21 protein-coding genes are annotated in these 23,595 nt (G+C 31.7%); 12 read left to right on the forward strand and 9 right to left on the reverse strand.

Translation table 11 applies throughout. The features are described from left to right. The first annotated feature begins 8 nt into the window (after positions 1 to 8). From B0I22_RS10370 to B0I22_RS10390, 5 genes are all read left to right on the forward strand, one after another. Entirely contained in the window at positions 9 to 2,198 is a 2,190-nt protein-coding gene (locus B0I22_RS10370; RefSeq protein WP_246022194.1) for a TonB-dependent receptor, read from the forward strand. Positions 2,199 to 2,420: 222 nt separating this feature from the next. Beyond that, positions 2,421 to 3,062 carry a tetratricopeptide repeat protein gene (locus B0I22_RS10375; RefSeq protein ID WP_133944586.1) on the forward strand — a complete coding sequence of 214 codons (642 nt, stop codon included), beginning with the start codon at positions 2,421 to 2,423 and terminating at the stop codon, positions 3,060 to 3,062. Between the two features lie 102 nt (positions 3,063 to 3,164). Further along, complete coding sequence (locus B0I22_RS10380; RefSeq protein ID WP_133944587.1) at positions 3,165 to 3,449, forward strand: hypothetical protein; 285 nt, start codon at positions 3,165 to 3,167, stop codon at positions 3,447 to 3,449. A gap of 335 nt (positions 3,450 to 3,784) precedes the next feature. Then, positions 3,785 to 5,905 (forward strand): prolyl oligopeptidase family serine peptidase, encoded by a 2,121-nt coding sequence (locus tag B0I22_RS10385; protein WP_133944588.1) that lies wholly within the window; start codon positions 3,785 to 3,787, stop codon positions 5,903 to 5,905. Positions 5,906 to 6,007: 102 nt separating this feature from the next. Further along, on the forward strand, positions 6,008 to 6,325 hold the full coding sequence (locus B0I22_RS10390) for a hypothetical protein (protein ID WP_133944589.1): 318 nt from the start codon (positions 6,008 to 6,010) through the stop codon (positions 6,323 to 6,325). 69 nt (positions 6,326 to 6,394) lie between these two features. On the opposite strand, the gene B0I22_RS10395 is transcribed toward B0I22_RS10390, so the two are convergent. Further along, positions 6,395 to 7,936 (reverse strand): glycine--tRNA ligase, encoded by a 1,542-nt coding sequence (locus B0I22_RS10395; RefSeq protein WP_133944590.1) that lies wholly within the window; start codon positions 7,934 to 7,936, stop codon positions 6,395 to 6,397. Between the two features lie 57 nt (positions 7,937 to 7,993). Here B0I22_RS10395 and B0I22_RS10400 point away from each other — a divergent pair, with 57 nt between their 5' ends. Both B0I22_RS10400 and B0I22_RS10405 read left to right on the forward strand, forming a co-directional pair. Further along, positions 7,994 to 8,194, forward strand: a complete 201-nt coding sequence (locus tag B0I22_RS10400; RefSeq protein WP_133944591.1) for a hypothetical protein — start codon at positions 7,994 to 7,996, stop codon at positions 8,192 to 8,194. A gap of 223 nt (positions 8,195 to 8,417) precedes the next feature. After that, on the forward strand, positions 8,418 to 9,119 hold the full coding sequence (locus B0I22_RS10405; protein WP_133944592.1) for a pseudouridine synthase: 702 nt from the start codon (positions 8,418 to 8,420) through the stop codon (positions 9,117 to 9,119). Here the strand turns inward: B0I22_RS10405 and B0I22_RS10410 are convergent. From B0I22_RS10410 to B0I22_RS10420, 3 genes are all read right to left on the reverse strand, one after another. Further along, positions 9,116 to 9,346 carry a hypothetical protein gene (locus B0I22_RS10410; protein ID WP_166668218.1) on the reverse strand — a complete coding sequence of 77 codons (231 nt, stop codon included), beginning with the start codon at positions 9,344 to 9,346 and terminating at the stop codon, positions 9,116 to 9,118. The genes B0I22_RS10405 and B0I22_RS10410 overlap by 4 nt on opposite strands. 178 nt (positions 9,347 to 9,524) lie before the next feature. Beyond that, positions 9,525 to 9,857: a DUF1835 domain-containing protein gene (locus B0I22_RS10415; protein ID WP_221411228.1), complete on the reverse strand. Its 333-nt coding sequence runs from the start codon at positions 9,855 to 9,857 to the stop codon at positions 9,525 to 9,527. 3 nt (positions 9,858 to 9,860) lie between these two features. Then, positions 9,861 to 10,901, reverse strand: coding sequence for a GMP reductase (locus B0I22_RS10420; protein WP_133944594.1), 1,041 nt, complete (start codon positions 10,899 to 10,901; stop codon positions 9,861 to 9,863). 233 nt (positions 10,902 to 11,134) lie between these two features. On the opposite strand from B0I22_RS10420, the gene B0I22_RS10425 reads away from it, so the two are divergent. After that, positions 11,135 to 12,337, forward strand: coding sequence for a glycosyltransferase (locus B0I22_RS10425; protein WP_133944595.1), 1,203 nt, complete (start codon positions 11,135 to 11,137; stop codon positions 12,335 to 12,337). A 274-nt stretch (positions 12,338 to 12,611) separates the two neighbouring features. Next, positions 12,612 to 13,715, forward strand: coding sequence for a Fic family protein (locus tag B0I22_RS10430; protein ID WP_133945167.1), 1,104 nt, complete (start codon positions 12,612 to 12,614; stop codon positions 13,713 to 13,715). A 294-nt stretch (positions 13,716 to 14,009) separates the two neighbouring features. Here the strand turns inward: B0I22_RS10430 and B0I22_RS10435 are convergent, their stop codons facing one another. From B0I22_RS10435 to B0I22_RS10445, 3 genes are all read right to left on the reverse strand, one after another. Next, entirely contained in the window at positions 14,010 to 14,429 is a 420-nt protein-coding gene (locus B0I22_RS10435) for a hypothetical protein (RefSeq protein WP_133944596.1), read from the reverse strand. Positions 14,430 to 14,493: 64 nt separating this feature from the next. Then, on the reverse strand, positions 14,494 to 14,946 hold the full coding sequence (locus B0I22_RS10440) for a hypothetical protein (RefSeq protein ID WP_133944597.1): 453 nt from the start codon (positions 14,944 to 14,946) through the stop codon (positions 14,494 to 14,496). Next, positions 14,943 to 15,536, reverse strand: coding sequence for a hypothetical protein (locus tag B0I22_RS10445; RefSeq protein ID WP_133944598.1), 594 nt, complete (start codon positions 15,534 to 15,536; stop codon positions 14,943 to 14,945). Before B0I22_RS10445 ends, B0I22_RS10440 begins: the two co-directional genes overlap by 4 nt. Before the next feature lie 89 nt (positions 15,537 to 15,625). Here B0I22_RS10445 and B0I22_RS10450 point away from each other — a divergent pair, with 89 nt between their 5' ends. Continuing rightward, a complete protein-coding gene (locus B0I22_RS10450; RefSeq protein ID WP_133944599.1) occupies positions 15,626 to 15,865 on the forward strand; it encodes a helix-turn-helix domain-containing protein in 240 nt (79 codons plus the stop codon). A 294-nt stretch (positions 15,866 to 16,159) separates the two neighbouring features. On the opposite strand, the gene B0I22_RS10455 is transcribed toward B0I22_RS10450, so the two are convergent. Next, a complete protein-coding gene (locus B0I22_RS10455) occupies positions 16,160 to 16,567 on the reverse strand; it encodes a hypothetical protein (protein ID WP_133945169.1) in 408 nt (135 codons plus the stop codon). Positions 16,568 to 16,879: 312 nt separating this feature from the next. Between B0I22_RS10455 and B0I22_RS10460 the strand changes: the two genes are divergently transcribed. Together B0I22_RS10460 and B0I22_RS10465 are read left to right on the forward strand one after the other, a co-directional pair. Then, positions 16,880 to 18,823, forward strand: a complete 1,944-nt coding sequence (locus tag B0I22_RS10460) for an ATP-binding protein (RefSeq protein ID WP_166668219.1) — start codon at positions 16,880 to 16,882, stop codon at positions 18,821 to 18,823. 96 nt (positions 18,824 to 18,919) lie between these two features. Further along, entirely contained in the window at positions 18,920 to 19,750 is an 831-nt protein-coding gene (locus B0I22_RS10465; RefSeq protein ID WP_133944601.1) for an SH3 domain-containing protein, read from the forward strand. An 8-nt stretch (positions 19,751 to 19,758) separates the two neighbouring features. On the opposite strand, the gene B0I22_RS10470 is transcribed toward B0I22_RS10465, so the two are convergent. After that, the gene (locus B0I22_RS10470; protein ID WP_133944602.1) at positions 19,759 to 23,550 is read right to left on the reverse strand and encodes a YobI family P-loop NTPase; all 3,792 of its coding nucleotides are present in this window, start codon (positions 23,548 to 23,550) and stop codon (positions 19,759 to 19,761) included. Positions 23,551 to 23,595: the final 45 nt, after the last annotated feature.

Genomic DNA, 23,595 nt, shown 5'->3' on the forward strand with positions numbered 1-23,595 from the left:
CAATTTTAATGAGCATATGCATCTGGTCGCAAATCACGATTTCAGGAAAGGTAACTTTCAAAAACAAAGCTCTAAAAGATATAAATATCACGCTTAAGGATACTTATGATGGCGCAACTTCCGACGCCAATGGAAACTATTCTTTTACCACTACAGAATCCGGAAATCAAGTTTTAGTCTTCTCTGGTAACAATTACGAATCCGTAGAAATCCCAATAAAAATCGATGGTAAAGACCTTTCTATTCCCGCAAATTTGAAATCGCAGATTAATGAAATCAATGCCGTTGTAATTACAGCAGGAAGTATCGAAGCGAGCGACAAAAAAAGGGCGACAGCTTTGCTTACGCCTTTGGACATTTACACGACGGCTGGAGCGGACGGACAGATTTCTTCGGCTTTGGGCTATTTGCCGGGCGTTCAGAAAGTGGGAGAGACGGAAGGTTTGTTTGTGCGAGGCGGAACGGGTGCGGAGACCAAGATTTTTATGGACGGGAATCTCATCAACAATTATTTCACAAATTCGGTTCCTGGAATCGCGGGTCGAGATAGATTCAATACGTCGCTTTTCAAAGGAAATATTTTTTCAAGTGGTGGATATTCAGCGGTTTATGGGCAGGCTTTGTCATCGGTTTTGATTTTGGAAAGTGTTGATCTACCGGAAACTACATCATTTGATTTTGGCGTTTCTCCGATTTTTATTAGTGCCAATTATCAAAAATTAAATCAAAATAAAACTGCTTCTTGGGGCGTTGCGGGGAGTTATTCTAATCTTGGTTTGATGGGAAAGTTATTCAATTTCAATACAGATTTTGGTAAATATCCGCAGGGTTACGGCTTCGATGGGAATTTCAGAATTAAGACTAAAAAAGGCGGTTTCATTAAGTATTACGGAAGTGTGGACCAAAATCAATTATCCGTTGAATCCGAAAGTTTGGAGAAGGATTTTGATAGAAATAATGTGAGTTTGAAAGGTCAAAATATGTATCACAATTTGTCTTACAAAGAGAAATTTGGCAAATATCTTATCAATATTGGCGGTTCCTACACTTTCAATTCTAATGATTTGAATTTCGCAAATCTTCTAAATGATGTGGAAATTAATCAAACACAAATCAACAGCCAATCCAATTATATTAATGGAAAGTTGGTGGTTGAGAGAAAAGTTGGAATCAATACCGTGAGAGCCGGATTTGAACTTAACAATGCGGATGAGAAAATGAATTATGGTTTTTACGAGAAGAATTACAAGGATTTGATTTCCTCAGCTTTTGCAGAAACCGATTTGATTTTCACTAATGATTTATCAGCAAAAATTGGCGCAAGAACGGAACATTCTTCCTATCTCGACAAATGGAATTTCTCACCAAGAGTTGCTTTGGCTTTTCGGATTTCCAAAAATTGGACAACATCTTTAGCGTACGGAATGTTTTACCAAAATCCAGAAAGTAGATATTTGATTTCAAACAATTTTGATTTTCAGAGAGCTGACCATTATATTTTTCAAGTTCAAAAAAATGCAGATGGGAGAAACTTGAGATTTGAGGCATTTTATAAGAATTATGATAAATTGATTAAAACTTCATCTGTATCCAACGAAAGTTCTTTATCGCCAAATAATCAATACACGCAGTTTGCAAGCAACAATTCTGGTGGCGGATTTGCAAAAGGAATCGAATTGTTTTGGAGAGACAAAAAAACCTTCAAAGACATTGATTATTGGATAACCTATTCCTACTTGGACTCGAAAAGGGACTTCTTAAACTATCCTTTTAGTTTAGCGCCAAATTTCGCTTCAAAACACACTTTGAATGTGGTGGCAAAGAAGTTTATTATGGATTGGAAAACGGGTTTTAATATGTCTTACACTTATGCAAAAGGTCGTCCTTACTATGATATAATCTCAAACAATGGCGAAAATATTCTCAGAAATCAAGGCAAGTTAAAAGACTTCAGCGGACTCAATTTCAGTGTGAATTACGTTCCGAGTGTTGGGAAAAAAGACTCAAAATCGTTTACTGTATTTGTGTTGAGCATTAATAATATTTTGGGAAATAAAAATGTTTATGGTTTCAATTATTCCGCGGACGGAAATACGAGAACTGCTGTGAGACCGCCAGTCAATACCTTTGTTTTTGTTGGTGTTTTCGTGAGTTTCGGTGTTGATAAGACGAATGATGCGATTAATAATAATTTGTGAGAAGAATAAAGATAATAGAGAAAAGATAAAAGACTAAAATTCAGTTGTTCATTATCTCGCGAATTGAGATAATCAAATTAATCAAGATAATTTTAAATAAACAATCGTTTTTAATTACAACTCAGTCATCAAAAATTACCGTTCGGCAGAATAAAATTTTAATCGAATAAAACTCATTCTATCTTTGAATCAGAAAATTAGAACAAACTAAAAATTTATATTATGAAAAAATTAATCTTAACATTCAGTCTTTCTCTTTTAGGATTTACAGCATTCGCACAAACCGCTTATGAGAAAGCGATGACAGAAAAAATAACGAAAGTAGAAGGTCAAAAATCAGCAGAAGAATTCACAGCTTTGGCGAATGATTTTGATAGAATCGGAAACAAAGAAAAATCGCAATGGTTGCCTTATTATTATGCAGGATTTGCAACCATCCAAAAGGGCAGAAGTATGATGCAATCTGGAAAAACTGCAGAGTTGGATCCAGTGGTTGCGGAGGCAGAAAAGTATATTGCAAAAGCAGAAGAACTTAGCCCAAATAACGCCGAACTTTACATCCTCAAAAAAATGGCAAGCGGACTGAAAATGATGGTAGATCCGATGACCAGATATATGAGCGAAGCACCCGTAGCACAAAAGTCATTGGCAAAAGCGCAGGAACTTGATCCAAACAATCCCAGAATCACGCTTCTGAAAGCGGAAGATTTATACTTTACACCAGAGCAATTTGGAGGAAGCAAAGTGAAAGGCGCAGAATTATTCAAAAAAGCATTGGAGCAATTTGAAACTTATAAACCGAAAACAGCTTTGGATCCGAATTGGGGAAAAGCGGAAGCTCAATATTTTCTGAGTCAAAAATAATTGCAAACATTCATATTTTATCAAGTTCCTTCGTCTTTGGCGAGGGAATTTTTATTGAAATTCAGAATTCTGAGTAAATTTACAATTAGCAAAAATTGATAAATGAAAATATTAAATAGAGACTACTTGGTTCTGATTTTATTCTTTTTTAATTGTTCAAGTACAAAAACTATCTACGAAAATGCTTTATCCGTTGATAGAGATGATAAAGGTTCAATTTTTTTATTAGAAAAAGTACAATTAAAAAAAGACCAGTCGATAATATTTTTTACCGAAACATTTGATAATATAGTTGAGATTAGGGAGGATGAGAAAATTGTATATAATAAAAAGGATACAAACTATTGCGCAGTTGGGATATTCTGGTTCTTATATTATTTCACATGATAAAGAGGTTACTTTGAAATTCGATTATAAGAAAAGAATAGTTTTAAATAAAGAAAAATTGCCAAAGTATAAGTTTATATATTTTGGAAGATATAAGAATAAATATACTATCGAGTATACAAATAGAGCTAGAGTCTTTTTATAATTTAATTACGATAACTAAAAATTTGGCGGAGGTCACAAAACCCTCGTTTTATAACAAAACGACTTTGGCGGAGGTTACAAAACCTATGTTGGGAAACAAATCGACTATTAGTTTAGATTACAAACCTACTAGAAATCGATTTTGGAAGCTTTATTTTTTTGTATTTTTGAAAACATTCAAAAAATTAGAAATGAAAGTAAAATCAATTTTTGCAACAGTCGCTGTTGTTTTCTATGTTGGTGCCAATGCTCAATCTATGTCAAAGTCAAATTATCCCAAAGCCGTAAAAGGAACTCAAGTTGACAATTATTTCGGAACTCAAGTTGCTGATGTTTATCGCGATTTAGAAAATGATTCCGAAGCGACCAAAAAATGGGTGGACGAGGAAGTAGCTTACAGCCAGAACTATCTCTCCAAAATCCCTTTCCGAGATCAAATCAAAGATCAACTGAGAACCATCTGGAACTATGAGAAAATCTCTGCGCCGTTCAAAGAAGGCGATTATACTTATTTCTCCAAAAACAACGGATTACAAGCGCAATCTGTGATCTATAGAACTGGTCTTAAAACCAAAAACATCGAAGTTTTCCTTGATCCAAACAAATTCTCGGAGAAAGGAACAACCTCGCTTTCCAATTTATCATTCAACAAAAAAGGAAATCTTGCCGCATATTCTATCTCAGAAGGTGGAAGTGACTGGAATAAAATCATCATTATCGACGCCATCACCAAAAAGCAAATCGATGAAACGATTGTAGATGTGAAATTCAGTGGAATCTCTTGGAAAGGTGATGAAGGTTTCTATTACTCAAGCTACGACAAGCCGAAAGAAGGAACTGTTTTATCTGGAATGACGGACAAACACAAGGTTTATTATCACAAATTAGGAACGAAACAATCTGAAGATCAATTGATTTTCGGAGGTGAAAAAACACCGAGAAGATATCTTTCTGCTGGTGTTTCAGAAGATCAAAGATTTTTGATTATTTCTGGAGCCAATGCAACCAACGGAAACGAACTGTACATCAAAGATTTAAAAAACGGAGGCGATTTTGTTCAGATCAACAAAGGTTTTGACATCAATGCCGATATTGTGGATACGCAAGGAGACGACCTTTTCATCTTCACAGACAAAGATGCGCCGAATATGAGATTGGTAAAAGTGAGCATCAAAAATCCAAGTCCGGAAAACTGGAAAGATGTGATTCCAGAGACTGAAAATGTACTCGGAATCTCAGAAGGTGGTGGTTATTTCTTCGCAACATATATGAAAGATGCGATTGATATAGTAAAACAATTCGATAAAACCGGGAAATTGGTGAGAGACATTTCACTTCCTGGAAAAGGGAATATTTCTGGTTTCGGAGGTAAGGAAAAAGAAAAGGATATTTATTATTCTTTCACCAATTACATAACGCCTGGAACGATTTACAAATACAATGTAGATTCTGGAAAATCAGAAGTTTACCAAAAACCGAATGTGAAATTCAATCCAGACGATTACGTTTCTGAGCAAGTTTTCTACACTTCAAAAGATGGGACAAAAGTTCCGATGATGATCAATTATAAAAAAGGAACAAAGCTGGACGGAAAAAATCCAACAATCCTTTATTCTTACGGCGGTTTCAACATTAGTTTACAACCAGGCTTTTCGGTTGTGAATGCCATCTGGATGGAAAACGGCGGAATCTACGCGGTTCCAAACATCCGTGGTGGTGGAGAATACGGTAAGAAATGGCACGATGCAGGAACAAAACAACAAAAGAAAAACGTGTTTGAGGATTTCATCGCTGCTGGAGAATATCTACAGTCGAAAGGTTACACTTCGAAGGAATTTATGGCGCTTTCTGGCCGTTCCAATGGTGGACTTTTGGTTGGCGCAACGATGACGATGAGGCCAGATTTGGCAAAAGTCGCTTTTCCAGGCGTTGGTGTTTTGGATATGTTGAGATATAATAAATTCACGGCTGGTGCAGGTTGGTCTTACGATTACGGAACGGCTGAAGACAGCAAAGAAATGTTTGAATATTTGAAATCTTATTCGCCAGTTCATCAAGTGAAAGCAGGAACTTGCTATCCTTCAACAATGATTATCACAAGTGATCACGATGATAGAGTAGTACCGGCGCATTCTTTCAAATTTGGAGCAGAGTTGCAGGAGAAACAGGCTTGTAGCAATCCAATTCTCTTGAGAATCGAGAAAAACGCAGGTCACGGCGCGGGACGTTCCACAGAACAAGTGATTGGTGAAAATGCCGATTTGCTGAGCTTTGCATTGTTCGAAATGGGAATTAAAGCTTTGAAGAAATAATCAAATAAAAATTACATTGAAATCCTGAAATTCGTTTCAGGATTTTTTTAATTTGGACAACATTTTGCTACAAAAACAGTCATCAATTAAAATCTATAACAGATGAAAACAACTATTATAATTTCCAGCTTTGCAATCGCTTTATCAATGATTTCTTGCACAAAAGAAAAACCAAAAACCGAAGTTTCTTATTCTTACAAAGCGGAGGATGGAAGCCGTGCAAAAGCTACTTTTATAGAAGAAGGAAAAGATAAAACCATTACTCTGGAATCCAATCACAACAAGTTTGTTCTGGATTTCAAAAAGAAAACTGCAGAAGGAGAATTCTACGAAAGAAGTACAATTTCTGCAGAAACCAAAGGCGATTCATTGCTGATATCGCAGGACGATCAAGTGATTCATTTGGTAAAAGACAAATAAAAAAATCCCGATTTAATAATCGGGATTTTTTTATTTAAAATGACGTGTCAGTCAGAGGTTCTCAAAGACTTAAATCTTCGCAAGCAAATTCCTGAAACTCGTTTTCTCATCAATGATTCTCCTCAAGTCAGCCACAGGAACTCTTTCCTGCTTCATTGTGTCTCTATCTCTTATGGTTACAGTGTTATCCACCAAACTATCGTGATCTATCGTGATACAAAGTGGCGTTCCAATCGCGTCTTGTCTTCTATAACGTTTCCCAATCGCATCTTTCTCCTCGTAGAACAAGTTGAAATCGTACTTCAGATCGTTGAAGATCGTCTCAGCATATTCAGCCAAACCATCTTTTTTCATCAATGGAAGAATCGCTGCTTTCACAGGCGCCAAAGCTGGTGGCAAACTTAGAACGGTTCTCTCAGAGCCATCTTCCAAAACTTCATCCTTGAGACAAGTCGAGAACAAGGCAAGGAACAATCTGTCCAAACCAACCGAAGTTTCTACAACGTAAGGCACATAATTCTCATTTCTTTCCGGATCAAAATACTGTAATTTTCTTCCTGAGAATTTTTCGTGCGCCTTCAAGTCAAAATCGGTTCTACTGTGGATTCCTTCCAATTCTTTGAACCCAAAAGGGAAATTAAACTCGATATCAGCTGCAGCATTCGCATAATGCGCCAATTTCTCGTGGTCGTGGAAACGGTAATTATCTTCGCCCAATCCAAGCGCCAAATGCCATTTTAGACGTGTTTGTTTCCACTTTTCGTAGAATTCAAGCTCCGTTCCAGGCGCTACAAAATATTGCATTTCCATTTGCTCAAATTCTCTCATTCGGAAAATAAATTGTCTCGCAACGATCTCATTTCTAAATGCTTTCCCGATTTGTGCAATCCCGAAAGGTAATTTATGTCTGGAAGTTTTTTGAACATTCAGATAATTCACAAAAATTCCCTGAGCCGTTTCTGGTCTCAAGTAAAGATCCGTCGCGGTATCAGCAGAAGCACCCAATTTGGTCCCAAACATCAGGTTGAATTGTCGGACTTCCGTCCAGTTTTTAGAACCTGTATCCGGATCAGCAATTTCCAATTCCTCGATGAGAGATTTTACATCAGCAAGATCTTCGTTTTCCAAAGATTTCGCCATTCTTGTAAGGATCGCAGCTCTTTTCGCACGATATTCTAAAACCCTTGGATTCGTAGCTTCAAATTCAGCTTTATCAAAAGCATCACCAAATCTCTTGGCTGCTTTTTCGATTTCTTTATTTTCTTTGTCCTCAATTTTTGCGCAATAATCCTCGATCAAGACATCCGCACGGAATCTTTTCTTAGAATCCTTATTGTCGATCAATGGATCGTTGAATGCGTCCACGTGTCCGGAAGCTTTCCAGATCGTTGGGTGCATAAAGATGGCAGAGTCGATGCCCACGATGTTTTCGTTCAGCTGAACCATCGCTTTCCACCAGTATTGTTTGATGTTATTTTTCAGTTCCGCACCGTTTTGTCCGTAATCGTAGATCGCAGAAAGTCCGTCATAGATCTCAGAACTTGGGAAAATAAAACCATATTCCTTTGCGTGAGAAATCACTTTCTTGAAAACATCTTCTTGCTTTGCCATATTTAGTTTAATTGAAGTGCAAAAATAAGGATTTTGCCGGAAGTGAGATGATGGAAGATGGAAGTTTTTTTAACCTTGAATTTTGAACCTCAAAACTTTGAATCTTTAGAAGCCGAGAACCTGCTGTCCGTTGCAATTCCTCGCAAGCCAGCCTGTCCTGAGCCTGTCGAAGGGCTTGCTGTGGGATTTCCACTACCATCAGGGCTATTTACGATTCTGCATTTGAATGACGTTTTTAATAATGATCGAAATGCCTAATTCTACTCTCTGAATTTTATTCAATCATTTTTACTAGCGAGCAAAGTTTTAATTTATAAGGAAAAAATCTGCCGATTTTTGAATTTTTTTATGGTCTTCGAGAACCTCAGACTGACAGTGACAAAATACTTTATAAATAAAAATCATACAAAAACCCACGATTTTTCTTGAAGAACCATTATTCCTAATGAATTGATGATGCGAAAATCTCTACTTTTGCCCAATGTTAGAAATTCTTTATCAAGACGACTATCTTATTGCAATCAACAAACCGAGCGGACTTTTGGTTCATAAGTCAAAATATGCTGGCCCAGCAGACGAATACGCCGTTGAGAAATTGGCGAATCAAATTGGAAAAAAGGTTCATCTTGTTCATCGTTTAGACCGAAAAACTTCGGGTGTTTTGCTATTTGCATTTGATAAAGAAACCCTTAAATTGATAAGTGACCAGTTTATGAATCGCGAAGTAGAAAAGAAATATCTGGCGATTGTCCGAGGTTGGACAAAAGAGGAAGAAACGATTGATTATGATTTGACCAATGAAAATGAAATCGTCCAAAATGCCATCACTAATTATCGTCGTCTGCAAACTTCTGAGATAGATTTACCATTTCTAAAACATCCAACTTCTCGTTATTCTTTTGTAGAAGCAATTCCCGAGACAGGTAGATTTCATCAATTAAGAAAGCATTTCAAACATATTTTGCATCCCATTTTAGGTTGCAGAAAACACGGTTGCAACAAGCAAAACAAATTGTGGCTGAATGCTTTTAATGTCACTACAATGCCCTTGCATTCTCATCAACTTAATTTCCAACATCCTATCACCAATCAAAACATTTCCATCAACGCAAGTTTGAATGTGAATCCTGATTTTTTACAAATCGGAAAAATATTGGGTTTTGATCTTGCTGAATATATTTAGGCTTTTGATTGGCGCAAAATGTTTTCATATATTTTTTTGACTTGCAAATCTCCAAATCCAAAAACCCCCAGTTCTTCTTGAAATTTTTTAAAAACAGAATCAAAATTTGGCAATCCTTTTTCAATTTGATTTTTAATGAAATTTTCTGGATTAATATCGATAAACGAATCAATAACTTCTTTCAAAAAATGAAAACTGTTTGATTCATTTTGGGCTAATTGTTTCAAAGAAGTAAGGTCATTATTTTGATAAGATTTCCAAAGATTCTGAGCTAATTCAATATCATTTTCACGCAACAAAATTTTGGAATGTAAACAGTCTTTCAATGTGAAATTATCGTTATCAGAAAAGCCTTTCCAATGATTTTCTTTTGAGCTTTTTTGGAAAATCCGATAGATTTTCAAATCATTTTTTATTTGTAAGTAAAGTGATACAAAACCACAAATTGACCTGACAAAACAGATCATCTTCAAACCAAAGATGGACTTCAGAACCTTCCGGAATTTTCAGAATCTTTTCAAATTCCGAAACTGATTTTTCATAATAACTTTCCTCTGAAACATTGTAATCTTCCGAGATTGACTTTGCCCGCACTTTCCAAAATTCTTCCAAAGATTCGGATTTCAAATCTCCAGAAACCAAGGCTTCTCTACAAACAATGATCTCACCAACGATCGGAATTTTCTTCAAATCATTGGTGAGATAATCGCCATTGGTAATATGAAATATTTGTCTCAATTATTATCCATTAAAAACCTGATTCTCCTGCTCCTGAACGCGGATAAAAGTTGTTCTCTTGGAAAGCTCTTTCAATTTTGAAGCACCAACATAAGTGCAAGTCGAACGTACGCCGCCAAGAATATCTTTCACCGTGTCAGAAACAGGACCTTTATATGCAACTTTCACAGTTTTTCCTTCGGAGGCACGATATTCTGCAACGCCGCCTGAATGTTTGTCCATCGCAGTTTGAGAACTCATTCCGTAAAATAATCTGAAAGTTTTTCCATTTTCTTCCACTATTTCGCCGCCACTTTCGTCGTGTCCGGCAAACATTCCGCCGAGCATTACAAAATCTGAACCGCCACCAAACGCTTTTGCCACATCACCAGGAACTTTGCAACCACCATCACCGATGATTTGTCCGCCCAATCCGTGCGCTGCATCGGCACATTCGATGATTGCAGAAAGTTGTGGATAACCAACGCCAGTTTTTACACGCGTTGTACAAACGGAACCTGGACCAATTCCCACTTTGATAATATCAGCACCAGCCAAAATCAGTTCTTCTACCATTTCGCCGGTTACGACGTTTCCTGCAATAATGATTTTATCGGGAAAATTTTCTCTTGCTTTTTTTACAAATTCTACAAAATGTTCGGAATAACCGTTTGCAACATCAATGCAAAGAAACTGGATTTTCGGATTTTCATCCAGAATTGTTTTAATTTTTTCTTCGTCAGCCTTTCCTGTTCCGGTGCTGAGCGCAATGTATTGGTAAAATTCGTCGGATTTTCCGCCTAAGAATTGATTCCATTCTTCGATTGAATAATGCTTGTGAATGGCGGTGATTATTTTTTCTTTTGATAAAGCTTCTGCCATCTCGAAAGTTCCGACTGTGTCCATATTAGCAGCAATCAAAGGAACACCGCTCCATTTTTTCTGAGTGTGCAGAAAAGTGAATTCTCTTTCTATCGTGACTTCGCTACGGGATTTGAGTGTGGAACGTTTCGGGCGAAACATCACATCTTTGAACCCCAACTTGATTTCGTTTTCTATTCGCATACTTCAAAATTAGGATATTTTTTTTTGAAAAGAGTGGTGTTTTGGGTTGAAAATTTGTTTTAAGACGGAACGTTGTTCTGGTATTGAATCTGCAGCCCGGCTTGAGTGGAGCTCATTTTTTGCGGACAGCTACCGTTCCTTTGGAATTGGTAATTTGTGGCAAAAAATAGCGGGAACGGAAGACGGAAAAGCTGCCCAAAATATTCGAATAAGAATTTCTATTTTTGTTCCACATGAAACATCTCGTCGTTATTGGGCTCGTGATTCCTGAGCCGGCTTCTACTGCAGCTGGTCACAGAATGATGCAATTGATCCAACTTTTTTCTGAAGCTGATTTTAAAATTACTTTTCTGACAGCTTCCAATAATATCGAATTTTCAGAAAAAATCGAGATTGAGAAAATTGAAATTAATAATGAGAGTTTTGATGAAAAAATTAGAAATCTGAATCCTGACGTAATACTTTTTGATCGTTATATAACTGAGGAACAATTTGGCTGGCGCGTTTCTGAGAATTGTCCAAATGTTGTGAAAATCATTGATACGGAAGATTTACATTTTCTAAGAGAAGCGAGAAGGAAAGCTTTTGTGGAAAAGAGAATTGTTGAAAGGGAAGATTTAATTAATGATATTTTTATGCGGGAAATTGCGGCGATTTTGCGTTGTGATTTGTCCTTAATCATTTCGGAATTTGAATATGATTTGTTGGTTAATGAGTTTAAAATTAGTCCAGATTTGCTGTTTTATATTCCATTTTTGACGGAAAAAATTGAGGAAAGTAAAACGCCTTTTGAAGAGAGAAAACATTTTGTAAGCATCGGAAATTTCCTGCACGAACCCAATTGGCAAACGGTTTTGAAATTGAAGCAGATTTGGAAATTAATCAAGAAACGAATTCCGGAAGCAGAACTTCATATTTATGGCGCTTACACGAGTCAAAAGGTTTTGGAACTTCATAACCAAAAAGATGGTTTTCTGGTAAAAGGAAGAGCAAATTCTGTGGAAAAAATTTTTAATCAAGCTAAAGTTCTTCTCGCACCAATTCCTTTTGGAGCCGGATTGAAAGGGAAACTTTGGGAAAGTATGCAATTTGGATTGCCAAATGTGACAAGTTCTATCGGTGCTGAAGCGATGCATAAAGATTTGCCTTGGAATGGTTTTATAGAAGATTCTGATGAGGTTTTTATCGAGAAAGCGATTGAGCTTTATCAAGATGAAAATCTTTGGAATAAAGCTCAGGAAAACGGTTATCAGATTTTGGATTCTGTTTTTCGGAAAGATTTATTTGCGGATTCTTTCATGAATAAAGTTTCGGAAATATCAGAAAACTTGGAAAATCATAGAACTGAAAATTATCTTGGAAAAATCCTGCAACATCATCAATTGAATTCGACAAAATATATGAGCCGCTGGATCGAGGAGAAGAATAAGAAATAGGTATGCCTTTTTCTCCTGGATTTCTTCTTTAAAAGATATTAATAACTTCCCCAAAGTCTATAAAAAACAAAAACCACCACATTTCTGTGATGGTTTGCTCCTCTTGCCTGTATCTGTTCATAGATTTGTTATTGAAATTAAGTGTTACCTTTTTTTTATGTCTTTTTGGTATATAATTCACATTTGAAAAATACAAGAATGAGGCAATTGATTTTTTTAATTGAATCATAAATTAACTATATTTGATGCAATTAAATTTTATAATTGCATCACAATGTATAGCTGGCAACTTCCCGATTGGGCAACTTTCACTTATGATGATTCTATGATAGACTCATTAGTAATGGATTTTGCTCTTGATACTGGTGAATTAAAAGGACTTGTAGATTCTTTGCCAGAAGAGATTCAACAAGATACCATTATCCAGTTTATGATTTCAGAAGCCATTAAAACCTCTGAAATTGAAGGAGAATTTTTTAGCAGACAGGATGTAATGTCTTCCATAAAAAAACATTTAGGGCTTTCAAATGCAATTAGTAATATCAGAGATAAAAAATCTTTAAGGGTTGCTTCTCTTATGGTAGAAGTAAGAAAGTCCTATCAAGAAAATCTTACAGAGTCTTTGATTAAAAATTGGCATCATACCTTAATGGGTAATAGTCCTTATGTCAATGCAGGAAAATACAGGATAGGAGATGAGCCTATGCAAGTGATTTCAGGCGCTTATGGCAGGGAAATTATCCATTATGAAGCTCCACCCTCTTATCAAGTTTCTGATGAAATGAAAAATTTTATTCATTGGTATAAAGGTTTTGAGGTTTCTCCTACTGAGATTAAAAAAATCCTTATTAAGACTTCAATTTCTCACCTATATTTTGAAAGCATTCATCCATTTGAAGATGGGAATGGAAGAATAGGAAGAGCCATTGCAGAAAAATGTCTTTCACAATCTCTTGGAAGACCTGTTTTAATGAGCCTTTCTAGTACAATTGAAAAGAACAAAAAACAATATTACTCTGCTCTTAAATCAGCTCAAAAGACATTGGATATTACAGATTGGATATTATACTTTTCCAAAACTATTCTAGAAGCCCAAAAGAGTGCAAAGCAAATTATCCTGTTCACTCTCAGTAAAACTAAATTTATGGACAAGCATAAATTCCAGATGAATGAAAGACAGATAAAAGCTGTTCTGAAAATGTTTGATTCGGGGATTTCAGGTTTTGAGGGTGGAATGACTTCAAGAAAGTATGTTTCCATAACAAAATCCTCTAGAGCAACTGCTACAAGAGATTTACAAGACCTTACGGATAAAAATATTATGCTTCAAAAAGGAGAGGGTAGAAATGTTAGTTATGAGCTGAATTTGGAAAACTAGATTTCTATAAAAAACCTATAGATTTGTTATTGATTAACAACTAGATGAAGTGATACCTTTTTGTATGCCTTTTTTAACAGAATAGGTAGAAAATATCAGAATTACAGAAATCCCCTAAAACCAAGACAAACCCAATACACAAAGTCTATAAAAAACGAAAACCACCACATTTCTGTGATGGTTTGCTCCTCTTGCTGGGCTAGAGGTATTTTGAGTTTTCCTTTATAGTATTGCTTTTACTGAGTGTCAAATTCTTGGGTGTGCCTAAAAGTGTGCCTTTAGTATTAAAAGCCACTAGAACAATAGAGAATTGTAAATAGAACTAATTAGCAAATTATTCTTTCCATAGACTATAAAAACCTTAGCATCTAAAGGATGAGTTAGTAACAATTCTATATTATTTATAATAAAAATATTACCTTTTAATTCTTTGTGATATGATTTTTCATATTCTCCAAGTTCTAAACTGATAATTTTTTCAAACTCTTTTAATTGTTCTAAAGAATCAAAACTCATTATGATAATTACAGCTTGTAAAATATCCCAAGAAAAAACTAATTCTATGTAGCTTGTACTTATAGTTAAAAAATCTATTTTTTTGATATAAAAATAACTATCATATCCTCTGATTCTCTCAAAATCCGAAATCTCCAAATCAAACTCCCAATTTTCATATTCTTTGCCTATTTCAAAAGGCAGTTTTATTGGTTTCATATTAAATCTGAGTATTAAAAAACCACCTATTTTGAGGTGGTCAATTTATGTTTTTCTGATTATACTATTTGAACTTGAAGCTATTAGTAAAAGTATAATATAACTTATCAAGCACATCTTTTTTATCACTTACAATCATTATTGTATAAGCTATATTATTATGAAAGAATATTATTTGTCTTCCAAATGCATTGGGTTGAGTAATTTCTGCTAAGAATGCTAATTCTCCCGCAAACTGAATTTCTTGGTAAGAGAAAGTTTCAGAGTTTTTTATGGACAAAAGATAATCCTTTTGTTTTGCTTTATCTCTGTAGAGCATTTTACGAATAGCTAGAAGGTATCCAGAATTACTATTTTTTTCTCCATAACTATAATTGTAAGATTGATTTTTAGGATTGTAATAATTTTCATTCTGTGTACAATTGCAATTGAAACTAAAATAGTCTGTGCTAAATGTACTTTGCGCTTGCGTTATTGTGAGATAAAAGACAAGTAAGAATGCTATGAATTTTCTCATTTTTTCCTTTTGTTAAGTTTAAATACTAAATAGAGCATTCCTAATGTTGCAAAAAATATTAGCCCCCACTTCAGATATTTTTCTCTGTCATATTCTTTTTGCATTTCTTGAAGAGCATATTCATCAGGCATAGCATAAGGATTTAAGCCATTAGATTCTGCCATTTCCTCGTATTCTTTAGGAAACCTTTTTATATCTTGGGTAGCACTTCCATAAAGACCAGATTTATCTTCTCCATATGCATCAGCAGGTGATGGTGGGTATATATCATTACTATCTCTAGCTTTTTTCCAAAAAGTATCTTGAGATGTAATCTTTTCACTAGATTTTTTCTTTTCAGAGTTATCTCCAATTCTTAAAATATGATTGTGATTTTTAAACTCTTTTATTTTACTATTTTTAAAAGTAATACTTGCTATTCCATATTCTCCATATCTCCATATCTCTTTACCAATTTCATCATAGATTTCAATACTTGTAGGTTCTCCCTGTAATTTTTTCACTTGCTCTTTTGTTGAACCTATGTTAATATAATTTTGACATTGGTTTTGTTGAAATATTAATATAATAAGTAAAAGTAATTTTCTCATAGATTAGTTTTTAATATTTAATAGTTGTCATATATGGCATTAATTTAAACAAATATATAAACCAAATTTGACTTGTCAAATAAGTCAAGTTGGAAAGTTCTGAAATATTTAAACTTGTTGGGTCAAGAATTAAAGAATTGAGATTACAGAAAGGTTTATCTCAAGTAGAGCTAGTAGGTAAAATGGAAGGAAATATTGATGCTACTAACATTTCAAGAATAGAAGCAGGTAGAACTAATCCAACACTATTGACTTTATACAGAATTTCTCTAGCATTAGAAATTAGTCTATACGAACTACTAAAAGTAGAAACAAGTGAAAAACTATAATTTGGCTATTTGATAGTTCTTGCTACAAATTCTAGAATTTTCTCTAGGACTATATAAATATCTATTAAACCCAATATTAATGAGTATTGTAATAATTTCAAAATTTAGCTATATTAATAATATCTAGAGTTAAAATGTGATATTATAATCTAGAAAGTAATACCAATTTATACCCTTTCATTCTCTCAATTAAAGCTTCTAGAATATAAAGAGTGTAATATTCAGGTAAAGAATAAAAATGTCCAATTTGGGAATTCATTGTATATATGACTCCCCATTTTGGACATTTTAAATTTAATCTGCTAGGACAGCATCATACTTTCCATTTTTAGAGAAAGCTTCTAAATCTGATTCAAATTTTGTTATAGAATTTGAAATGCTAGATTTAATTATTGAATCTGAAACATTCTCTGGAACATATACAAACCTATGTTGAAGAATAAGGGATACTCCTGTTTCTCTTACAACATATTCATAAGGTTCACATTCCTGTTTTTGAATGCTTCCAGACATTTCTGTACCTATAAGTGCTTTACAGGTTTCCTCATCAAATGTAGATGAAATGAAAGTCTTTTTTGCTGTAGCATAATATTGATTGGTCTTATGACTTAATACCATTTCAATACCTCCTTGAACTTCTAAAGCACAAAAAGAAGTTCCATCCTCTCTCTGTCTTGATTTGTAACTGATAATTCTTACCATTGTTTTAAATTTTTGAGTTAGATTTTTTCCTTTCATACATCATACTTCTACTTATCAAACCTTGCTATCAACTAAAGTTTAATCTGCCTGAAATTTCTCTTTTTTTATAGGAAAAGTATGGGGGAGTTTCCCTCCAATATAAGTGGGGGGCCTTAGTACTGAGGTGGAGCAAGTGCATGGAAAGGTTTTGAAAAAAAAATTGAAAAATTTCTGTTACAATGAAATACCTAAACTTCATAAAAATAAAGCGGGATGTCTTTGAAATTATGTAATTTTGAAATATACCACGTAATCTACAGCTTTATGAGTAAAATGTTTACAGAAATTAGCAGAATTGTGAATGAAGATATTAGCTCAAGAGTAACACAATATGATGTTATTTTTGAGGCAATTACTAATGCTATCCATTCAAATTCTACTGAAATCAAGTGTTTTTTAAATTTTAATGGAAACTTAATTAAAGATGGAGATATTGAGATTGGAAGAATAAAAGTAGATACTATAAAAGTAGTGGATAATGGAGATGGCATCACAGATGATAACTACAAGTCTTTTTCAACATATAGAACTGAATTTAAAAAAGATTTAGGTTGTAAAGGGGTTGGAAGGTTTGTATTTTTGAAAGTATATAGTTCAGCAAAATACAGTAGTGATTTAAAAGAAGCTCAAGAGCAAAGAAAAATAAAATTTCACATAAATTTTGATACTGAGAAAGACCTTAAAAAGGAAAATAAAAAAGTAACTGCTAATGAAACTGAAGTTTTTTTAGATACATTAAACAGTCAATATTTAGATTGGGATAAAAAAATAGACAGGAGAATTGAATTAGATATTTTTTCTATCAGAGATAAAACATTAATGAATCTGATACCTACCTTATATTTCTATAAGCAGAAGGGTAGAAATATAGAAATTACTTTTTTTGATGAGTATAGTTCAAATTCTGTAAAAATTTCTTCAACTGACATTCCTGATTTTAAAACAGAGAATTTTAATGTCCTAAATAATCAAAGTTTTAATGTAAAATTCAAGTTAAGTCATAGTATTGAAAATTCAAGTGGAAATTTATATGCTTTTTATTGTGCAAATAATAGAACTGTATGTGATTTTGAAGATAAAAACTTAAAAATCACCTTACCTTATGGATATTCTGGATTTTTACTTTTAGAATCTGATTACTTAAGTGGCAAAGTAAATCACGAAAGAAATGACTTTGATATTTTCCCTGTCAAAACAGATATGTATTCCACTATTTCTTGGGAAATGATTAATGTTGAATTAAAGAAAGCAATCAGTGAAATTATTAAAATTGGTGTTCCAAATACAGTTAAACTGAATAAAGCCAAGATTAATGAAATTCAAGATGAAAGACCTTATTTGGTTAATTACATTGATGAAAATGATGTTGAGATAGCTGGTGTTTTAGACAAAAAACACATTATTGAAAAGGCTAAAAAGAAGTTTGATGAATCCAAAGAAACAGTATTGAGTAATGCAAACAAATCTGAATTTACAGATGAAGAATTAACACAAGCAATTTTATTGGCTCAAAATGAATTAATCTCATATATCAATGATAGGGTTATTGTTATTGATAAACTTAAAAAACTAATTGATAAAGGAGAACAGGTGGAGGCTATTATTCATAACATGATAATGGAAAAATACACTACAGATAGCAAGTCAAAAGATGATTTTTTAATTCTTAACAAGAATAATTTGTGGCTATTGGATGACAGATTTACTACCTATAGTTTTGCAGCAAGTGATAAAAGAGTAAAGGATATTTTGAAAGAACTTGATATTCCTGATGAAGACACTAAAATAATAAATGATAAACCAGATTTTTCAATTTTTTTCTCTCACAATCCACACAACAATGATAGACTAAAATCTGTGCTTGTAGAACTAAAACCATTTGATTATAAAAACAAATCTCATAGAAAAAAGCATCAAGGTCTGTTGCAATTAAGAGAGTATTTAGAAGCTTTTAAATCAAAAGAAAAAATAAAAGAAGTTTATGGCTACCTTATAACTGATATTGACGATGATTTTGCTGATACTTTAAAAAAGGATGAGTATGTAGCTATGTATTCATCTGAATATCCAATTTATCATAAATATTACAAGAATCTTGACATATCAATATTTGTTGTTAGTGTTAAAACTATGATTTATGATGCTGAGGCAAGAAATAAAATGTTTTTAGAAATAATAAGAAAAAATAGTAAAATAAATAAAATCTTTGGAAAATAATAGTAAGAACAAGACTTAACAATTTAAATATGTAGAAACGTAATTTCGAATAATGAACAATAATGATTTACTAACTTAACAATATGAATTTATTTTATGGATACATTTGAATTTTTAAAGAGCATAACAAGTCTTACAGATAAAATTAACAAGAGTATATATCCCTTTAAAACAAATGAGTGGCAACCTAGAATAAATTTAGGTATAGAATTTAATCAGCTTAGTAAAAGTATGAGTTACAATAAAAATCATTTACAGAATCATTTATTTCAATTATCTAATACTACAAATTTGGGATATGAATTAAACAAAACTATTTTTAATCAATTAAATAATAATATTGGGATAATTATTAATAATGGTATTTTAGATAAAATCAATTCTGTAGGGTATTGGGGTAATATTGCTAAACTTTCATTACTAAATATTACCCAAGTTTCCACTTATGAAGAAGATATAGCAGATTCACAAATTATTTCAAATAATATTGAAGTTATAAATCAGACTATTGAAGAGATAGAAAAAAACCCAATTGAATTTTTTAACAATCTGGTTATTTTTATCAAAACATATATAGATAAAAATCCCTCTGTAAAGTATACTGCTAGATTTATATTATTTTTCATTTCACTATATATTACAGCTTTAATAACTAATGAAATGTCAAAGAATAGTGATGAGAAGCCTACAGTAAATAATATTACTATAAATAATTATTATAATAAGGATAATGAAAAATTTAAGATAAATTGTAAGTTTATTGACCTCAAAAATTTCCCAAGGGATAATTCTAAATCACTTCACAGATTAGTAAATAATGATAGATTAATAGTTTTAAAAGACAGCTTAAAATGGGCTTTCGTTATAAAAGAAAACTCTATAGAAACAGGATGGATTAGAAAAGAACATCTTAAAATTGTAAAATAGAATCAACTTTATTCATTATAGCTAACTGTTATTACCGAATCTTTATCTTTTAAATAAGTTCTTTTTATAAAACCATATTGTTGCAAGATTTTCATAAAATCTGTATTTTCAGAGGAATTTGGGATTTCAATTTTTTCCTTTTGCAGAATTAGCGAATATGGAGGGTTTAATAGTTCCAGATAATCTTTAAGAAGAACATCTGTAATATTATCTTTATCAAAAATTAAAAGTTTAATTTTAATTGTAGTATCAAGATTGGATTCAAGTACACTCTTAACAAAAAAATCAGAAAATGAATAAAACTTACTACTGAAAAAATTATTTATAATGGTAAGCAAAAAAACATCTTCATCTGAATCATAAATTTCTTCGTTTGTTAAATAAACAAATATTTTCTTTTTCAAATCTCCATCAATATGGGATTTGAATATTGTTACCCATTTTATCAAGAGCAAATTTAAGGTTTCATACTCTTCTTCTAAATTTGCCTCATTCTTCTCAATAAATAATTCTAAATCTCCACCAACTAAATCTGTCAAATTCTTTTCATTGAAAACTATTAAATGTGATTCAATCAGATTTTTAATTCTGTCTGTTTTATTTACTACAGCAATATCATCAAAATTTTTTGTCATTGAATGGACTAATGATTCAAATGATTCATTGGAAATTTCAGAATTAACTAGAGAAACATTAAATTTATCAATAATTATGGAATATTCTTTCTCATCTGTTTCGCTTTCATTTTCTAAAAAATCATTGATACAGCTCTTACCAAGCTCTTGATAATTTATTTCATTATCTAAAAATTCAACAAAACTGGCATCAATTTTTTCAGAATTGTAAGAATAATACAGTAAAACATTTTTCCAATTAGGTTCAATCTTCTCCCAAATAATAAGTGAAGACCAAAACGCATTATTTTCTATTTCTGACAGGTCAGAAATTTTAAAATTCATTTTTTCTATCAATGATTCAATGTTTTCTTCTTTAACATCAGTATTATTAATTAAATCTTTAACCACATTATTTTCTTCCTCAGTATTACTATCAAGTTTCAATAAAACCTGTTCAACATATTCATTAATATTATTTTTAATATTTTCTTTCAGATATGTCACATCAGATTTGAGTAAATATGAATAATTAGAAGTCTTATAATCTAGAATATCAATATCCTTGAAATTAAATTTCTGTAAAAATAAATTGACATTATTTATATTTATCTTATACAAGTTATTTTCAATTATTTCTAAAACAATCTCAAATATGGAGTCTTCATATTTTATTTTGTTGAATTTAATTCCTATCGTCTTTAGCTTTTTAATTAATTCATCTTTGGTTTCTCTGTCAAAATTATTTATTAAAAAATCATCATAGTTATTTAGAAAAGCATTTATCTTTCTATCCTTGTTAAGGATTTTTATCTTGTCAATGTTCGTGTATTTGAATATTTTATCCAAGATTTTCTTTTTCTTTTCAGCATTAAATTCATCTCTAGAATGAATCAAATTCCAAAAGCCCTCCCAATAAGCCATTTTTCTAATAAATTCATTGCTTGTTCCAGTTAATTCTGAAAAATCAATATATTTTTCTATAAAATGAACAGATTTTTCTTTCCCATTAGTCAATGTATTAAGGAATTCATCTAATTTGTTACTTACCTTTTCATTGTCTTTGTAATTGTAAAGTAGATAATCTAGAATATAGAAATTCAATATTGATTCTTTTTTGAAATTAGTGCTTCCTAGTTCAGTAACTAAATTTTTGATTTTGTCAATACTTTCATTGAAATGTGTTTCCCCGTCTTGAATAATTCTTAATTTAAGATTATTATCCTTTTCTGTAATTGATTCAGGGTAGAATAAAGAAACATAATTTGAATAGTTTTCATCAATATAGTTATTACTTATAAGAACTTTTAAAAGAGTGTAGTTATGTTTTATTTCTTCGATTTTAGCCTCTCTCTCATAATCATCCTTTGATTCAATATCTGTAAAAATATCACGAACAATTTTATCAAAATAACTGTCAAGTTTATTTTTTTCAGATTGCTTTAATAAATCATTTAATGATGAATTACTCAAATTATTTATCTGTGATTTTAATTTAAGAATTTCAGAATCATTTATTGCTTTTATGTTGTTTATTTTGTTTAATACAATTCTTCTTCTTTCAGCATATTTTTGTTGAGGGTTAATATCTTTCTCAACATCACTGAATTTTATAAACTTACTAATATGATTCCTATAATAAGTTATCACATCACTTTTTATAAATTCTGAAAATTTTTGATCCTCCAATAAGCTTTCCAATTCAATAGTTTTATTATCAATATAATAACTCGTAGCATCATTTGACTTCATTAATATTCCAGAAATATATACCCTACGTAATTCTAAAAGATTGTCTTGCTGTTCTTGAAGAATATCATCATTTTCTTGCTCTATTATTTCAATTTTTTTGTAGAGACTTTCTTCTAAGTCTTTATATAGCTCATTTTTATTTTCAAATATTTTATAAACAACACCCTCTTTATTCTGTAAAGATTTAAAATCAATAGGGTAAATATTTTTTAGTATAATAAGTCCAAATAGATAGTCTCCATTTATATTGTTGTTTTCATTGCTTTTGATTTTATAGTATGTTTTGAATTCATTAATAATATTAATAAGGCTTCTCATATCACTGATATAAGGAGAAATATTATAAATAATGTCTTCAGAGATAATCTTATTTTCAATAAAATCTTTTTTTAATCTTTTAATAAATTGAGTGTTTGAGTTGCTATAATCTACAATTGGAATTATTGGTATAATCAAATCAAAAAACTTTGTTTTTTCATTATTTTTACTAAATAACTCATCTTTAACTGCGTATACAAAAGTTACTTTTTGATTAATGTCTTTTGAATTATTGATAATTATATTCAACTCTCTTAATTTAATAAAAATGTCAACTGCATCATCAAATCTGTCAATATCTTCTATAAAGACAATTTGTGTTTTTGTCTTTTCAAAAAAGTAAACTAACTCATCAACATGCTTATTTATAATTGAAATATCATTAGCTTTAGGTACAAATTCTGCATCACTGAAACTTACCTTGTTAATTTTTAGTTTAAAAATCTGCCTAAATAGCTTTTTTAAGATTAAAAAAATACCTGTCAAAAAAAGCAGTTTAATTATATAGTTATAAGAAGGAAGCTCAACTTTGTTAACCAAAGTTAGCTTATTATATATTTTTTCAAAAAAAAGATATAATATTGAATAAATCCAAAGAATAAAAAGTAAGGCTTTTACTAAAATAAATTTGTCATAAGTAATTCTTTCAAACCTAGAATCTTTTAAGTTTTTTTTCTTTTCAAAGTATAAAATTTGTTGAACAATGCTAGTTTCAATATCCACCTCATTTTGTTTATTTTTTCCTTCAAATTTCCCAAGATTTATATCTAGCGTTTTGAATTCAGGATTATTTTTTTTGAATAAATTCAGAATTGTGCTTTTTCCTGTACCAAAAGAGCCAGAAACAGCAACGTTTTTTACATTTTGATTTAACACTCCCCATTTTAAAGATTGCAAGTATGTATGTTGATTGTAATTATTTTCCTCTCTTTTTGTGATATAAGGAGTTAGATCTTCTAAGTCATTGGGATTTGGATTATTTTTTGTTAAAAGTTTGATTTTTTTCTCTCCAAGAAAAAAAATGAGCCTTGATAAAAAATCTAAATAGGAGCTATTTAAATTAGATTTAAGACACAAATATCTTTCATTGATTTTGTTTAAAAATTTACTTTTCACTGACTTATAGTTTTTTGCAAATTACAAATTATTAAATAAAACCAC

Source organism: Epilithonimonas xixisoli (genome assembly GCF_004365655.1).
Taxonomy (GTDB): domain Bacteria; phylum Bacteroidota; class Bacteroidia; order Flavobacteriales; family Weeksellaceae; genus Epilithonimonas; species Epilithonimonas xixisoli.

What these genes read in the sequence shown, in the direction of transcription:
- B0I22_RS10395 (WP_133944590.1), bottom strand. Translation starts at nt 7,936, where the DNA reads ATGGCAAAGCAAGAAGATGTTTTCAAGAAAGTGATTTCTCACGCAAAG.
- B0I22_RS10375 (WP_133944586.1), top strand. Translation starts at nt 2,421, where the DNA reads ATGAAAAAATTAATCTTAACATTCAGTCTTTCTCTTTTAGGATTTACA.
- B0I22_RS10380 (WP_133944587.1), top strand. Translation starts at nt 3,165, where the DNA reads ATGAAAATATTAAATAGAGACTACTTGGTTCTGATTTTATTCTTTTTT.
- B0I22_RS10435 (WP_133944596.1), bottom strand. Translation starts at nt 14,429, where the DNA reads ATGAAACCAATAAAACTGCCTTTTGAAATAGGCAAAGAATATGAAAAT.
- B0I22_RS10440 (WP_133944597.1), bottom strand. Translation starts at nt 14,946, where the DNA reads ATGAGAAAATTCATAGCATTCTTACTTGTCTTTTATCTCACAATAACG.
- B0I22_RS10445 (WP_133944598.1), bottom strand. Translation starts at nt 15,536, where the DNA reads ATGAGAAAATTACTTTTACTTATTATATTAATATTTCAACAAAACCAA.
- B0I22_RS10465 (WP_133944601.1), top strand. Translation starts at nt 18,920, where the DNA reads ATGGATACATTTGAATTTTTAAAGAGCATAACAAGTCTTACAGATAAA.
- B0I22_RS10455 (WP_133945169.1), bottom strand. Translation starts at nt 16,567, where the DNA reads ATGGTAAGAATTATCAGTTACAAATCAAGACAGAGAGAGGATGGAACT.
- B0I22_RS10430 (WP_133945167.1), top strand. Translation starts at nt 12,612, where the DNA reads ATGTATAGCTGGCAACTTCCCGATTGGGCAACTTTCACTTATGATGAT.
- B0I22_RS10370 (WP_246022194.1), top strand. Translation starts at nt 9, where the DNA reads ATGAGCATATGCATCTGGTCGCAAATCACGATTTCAGGAAAGGTAACT.
- B0I22_RS10420 (WP_133944594.1), bottom strand. Translation starts at nt 10,901, where the DNA reads ATGCGAATAGAAAACGAAATCAAGTTGGGGTTCAAAGATGTGATGTTT.
- B0I22_RS10405 (WP_133944592.1), top strand. Translation starts at nt 8,418, where the DNA reads ATGTTAGAAATTCTTTATCAAGACGACTATCTTATTGCAATCAACAAA.
- B0I22_RS10400 (WP_133944591.1), top strand. Translation starts at nt 7,994, where the DNA reads ATGGAAGTTTTTTTAACCTTGAATTTTGAACCTCAAAACTTTGAATCT.
- B0I22_RS10425 (WP_133944595.1), top strand. Translation starts at nt 11,135, where the DNA reads ATGAAACATCTCGTCGTTATTGGGCTCGTGATTCCTGAGCCGGCTTCT.
- B0I22_RS10385 (WP_133944588.1), top strand. Translation starts at nt 3,785, where the DNA reads ATGAAAGTAAAATCAATTTTTGCAACAGTCGCTGTTGTTTTCTATGTT.
- B0I22_RS10460 (WP_166668219.1), top strand. Translation starts at nt 16,880, where the DNA reads ATGTTTACAGAAATTAGCAGAATTGTGAATGAAGATATTAGCTCAAGA.
- B0I22_RS10390 (WP_133944589.1), top strand. Translation starts at nt 6,008, where the DNA reads ATGAAAACAACTATTATAATTTCCAGCTTTGCAATCGCTTTATCAATG.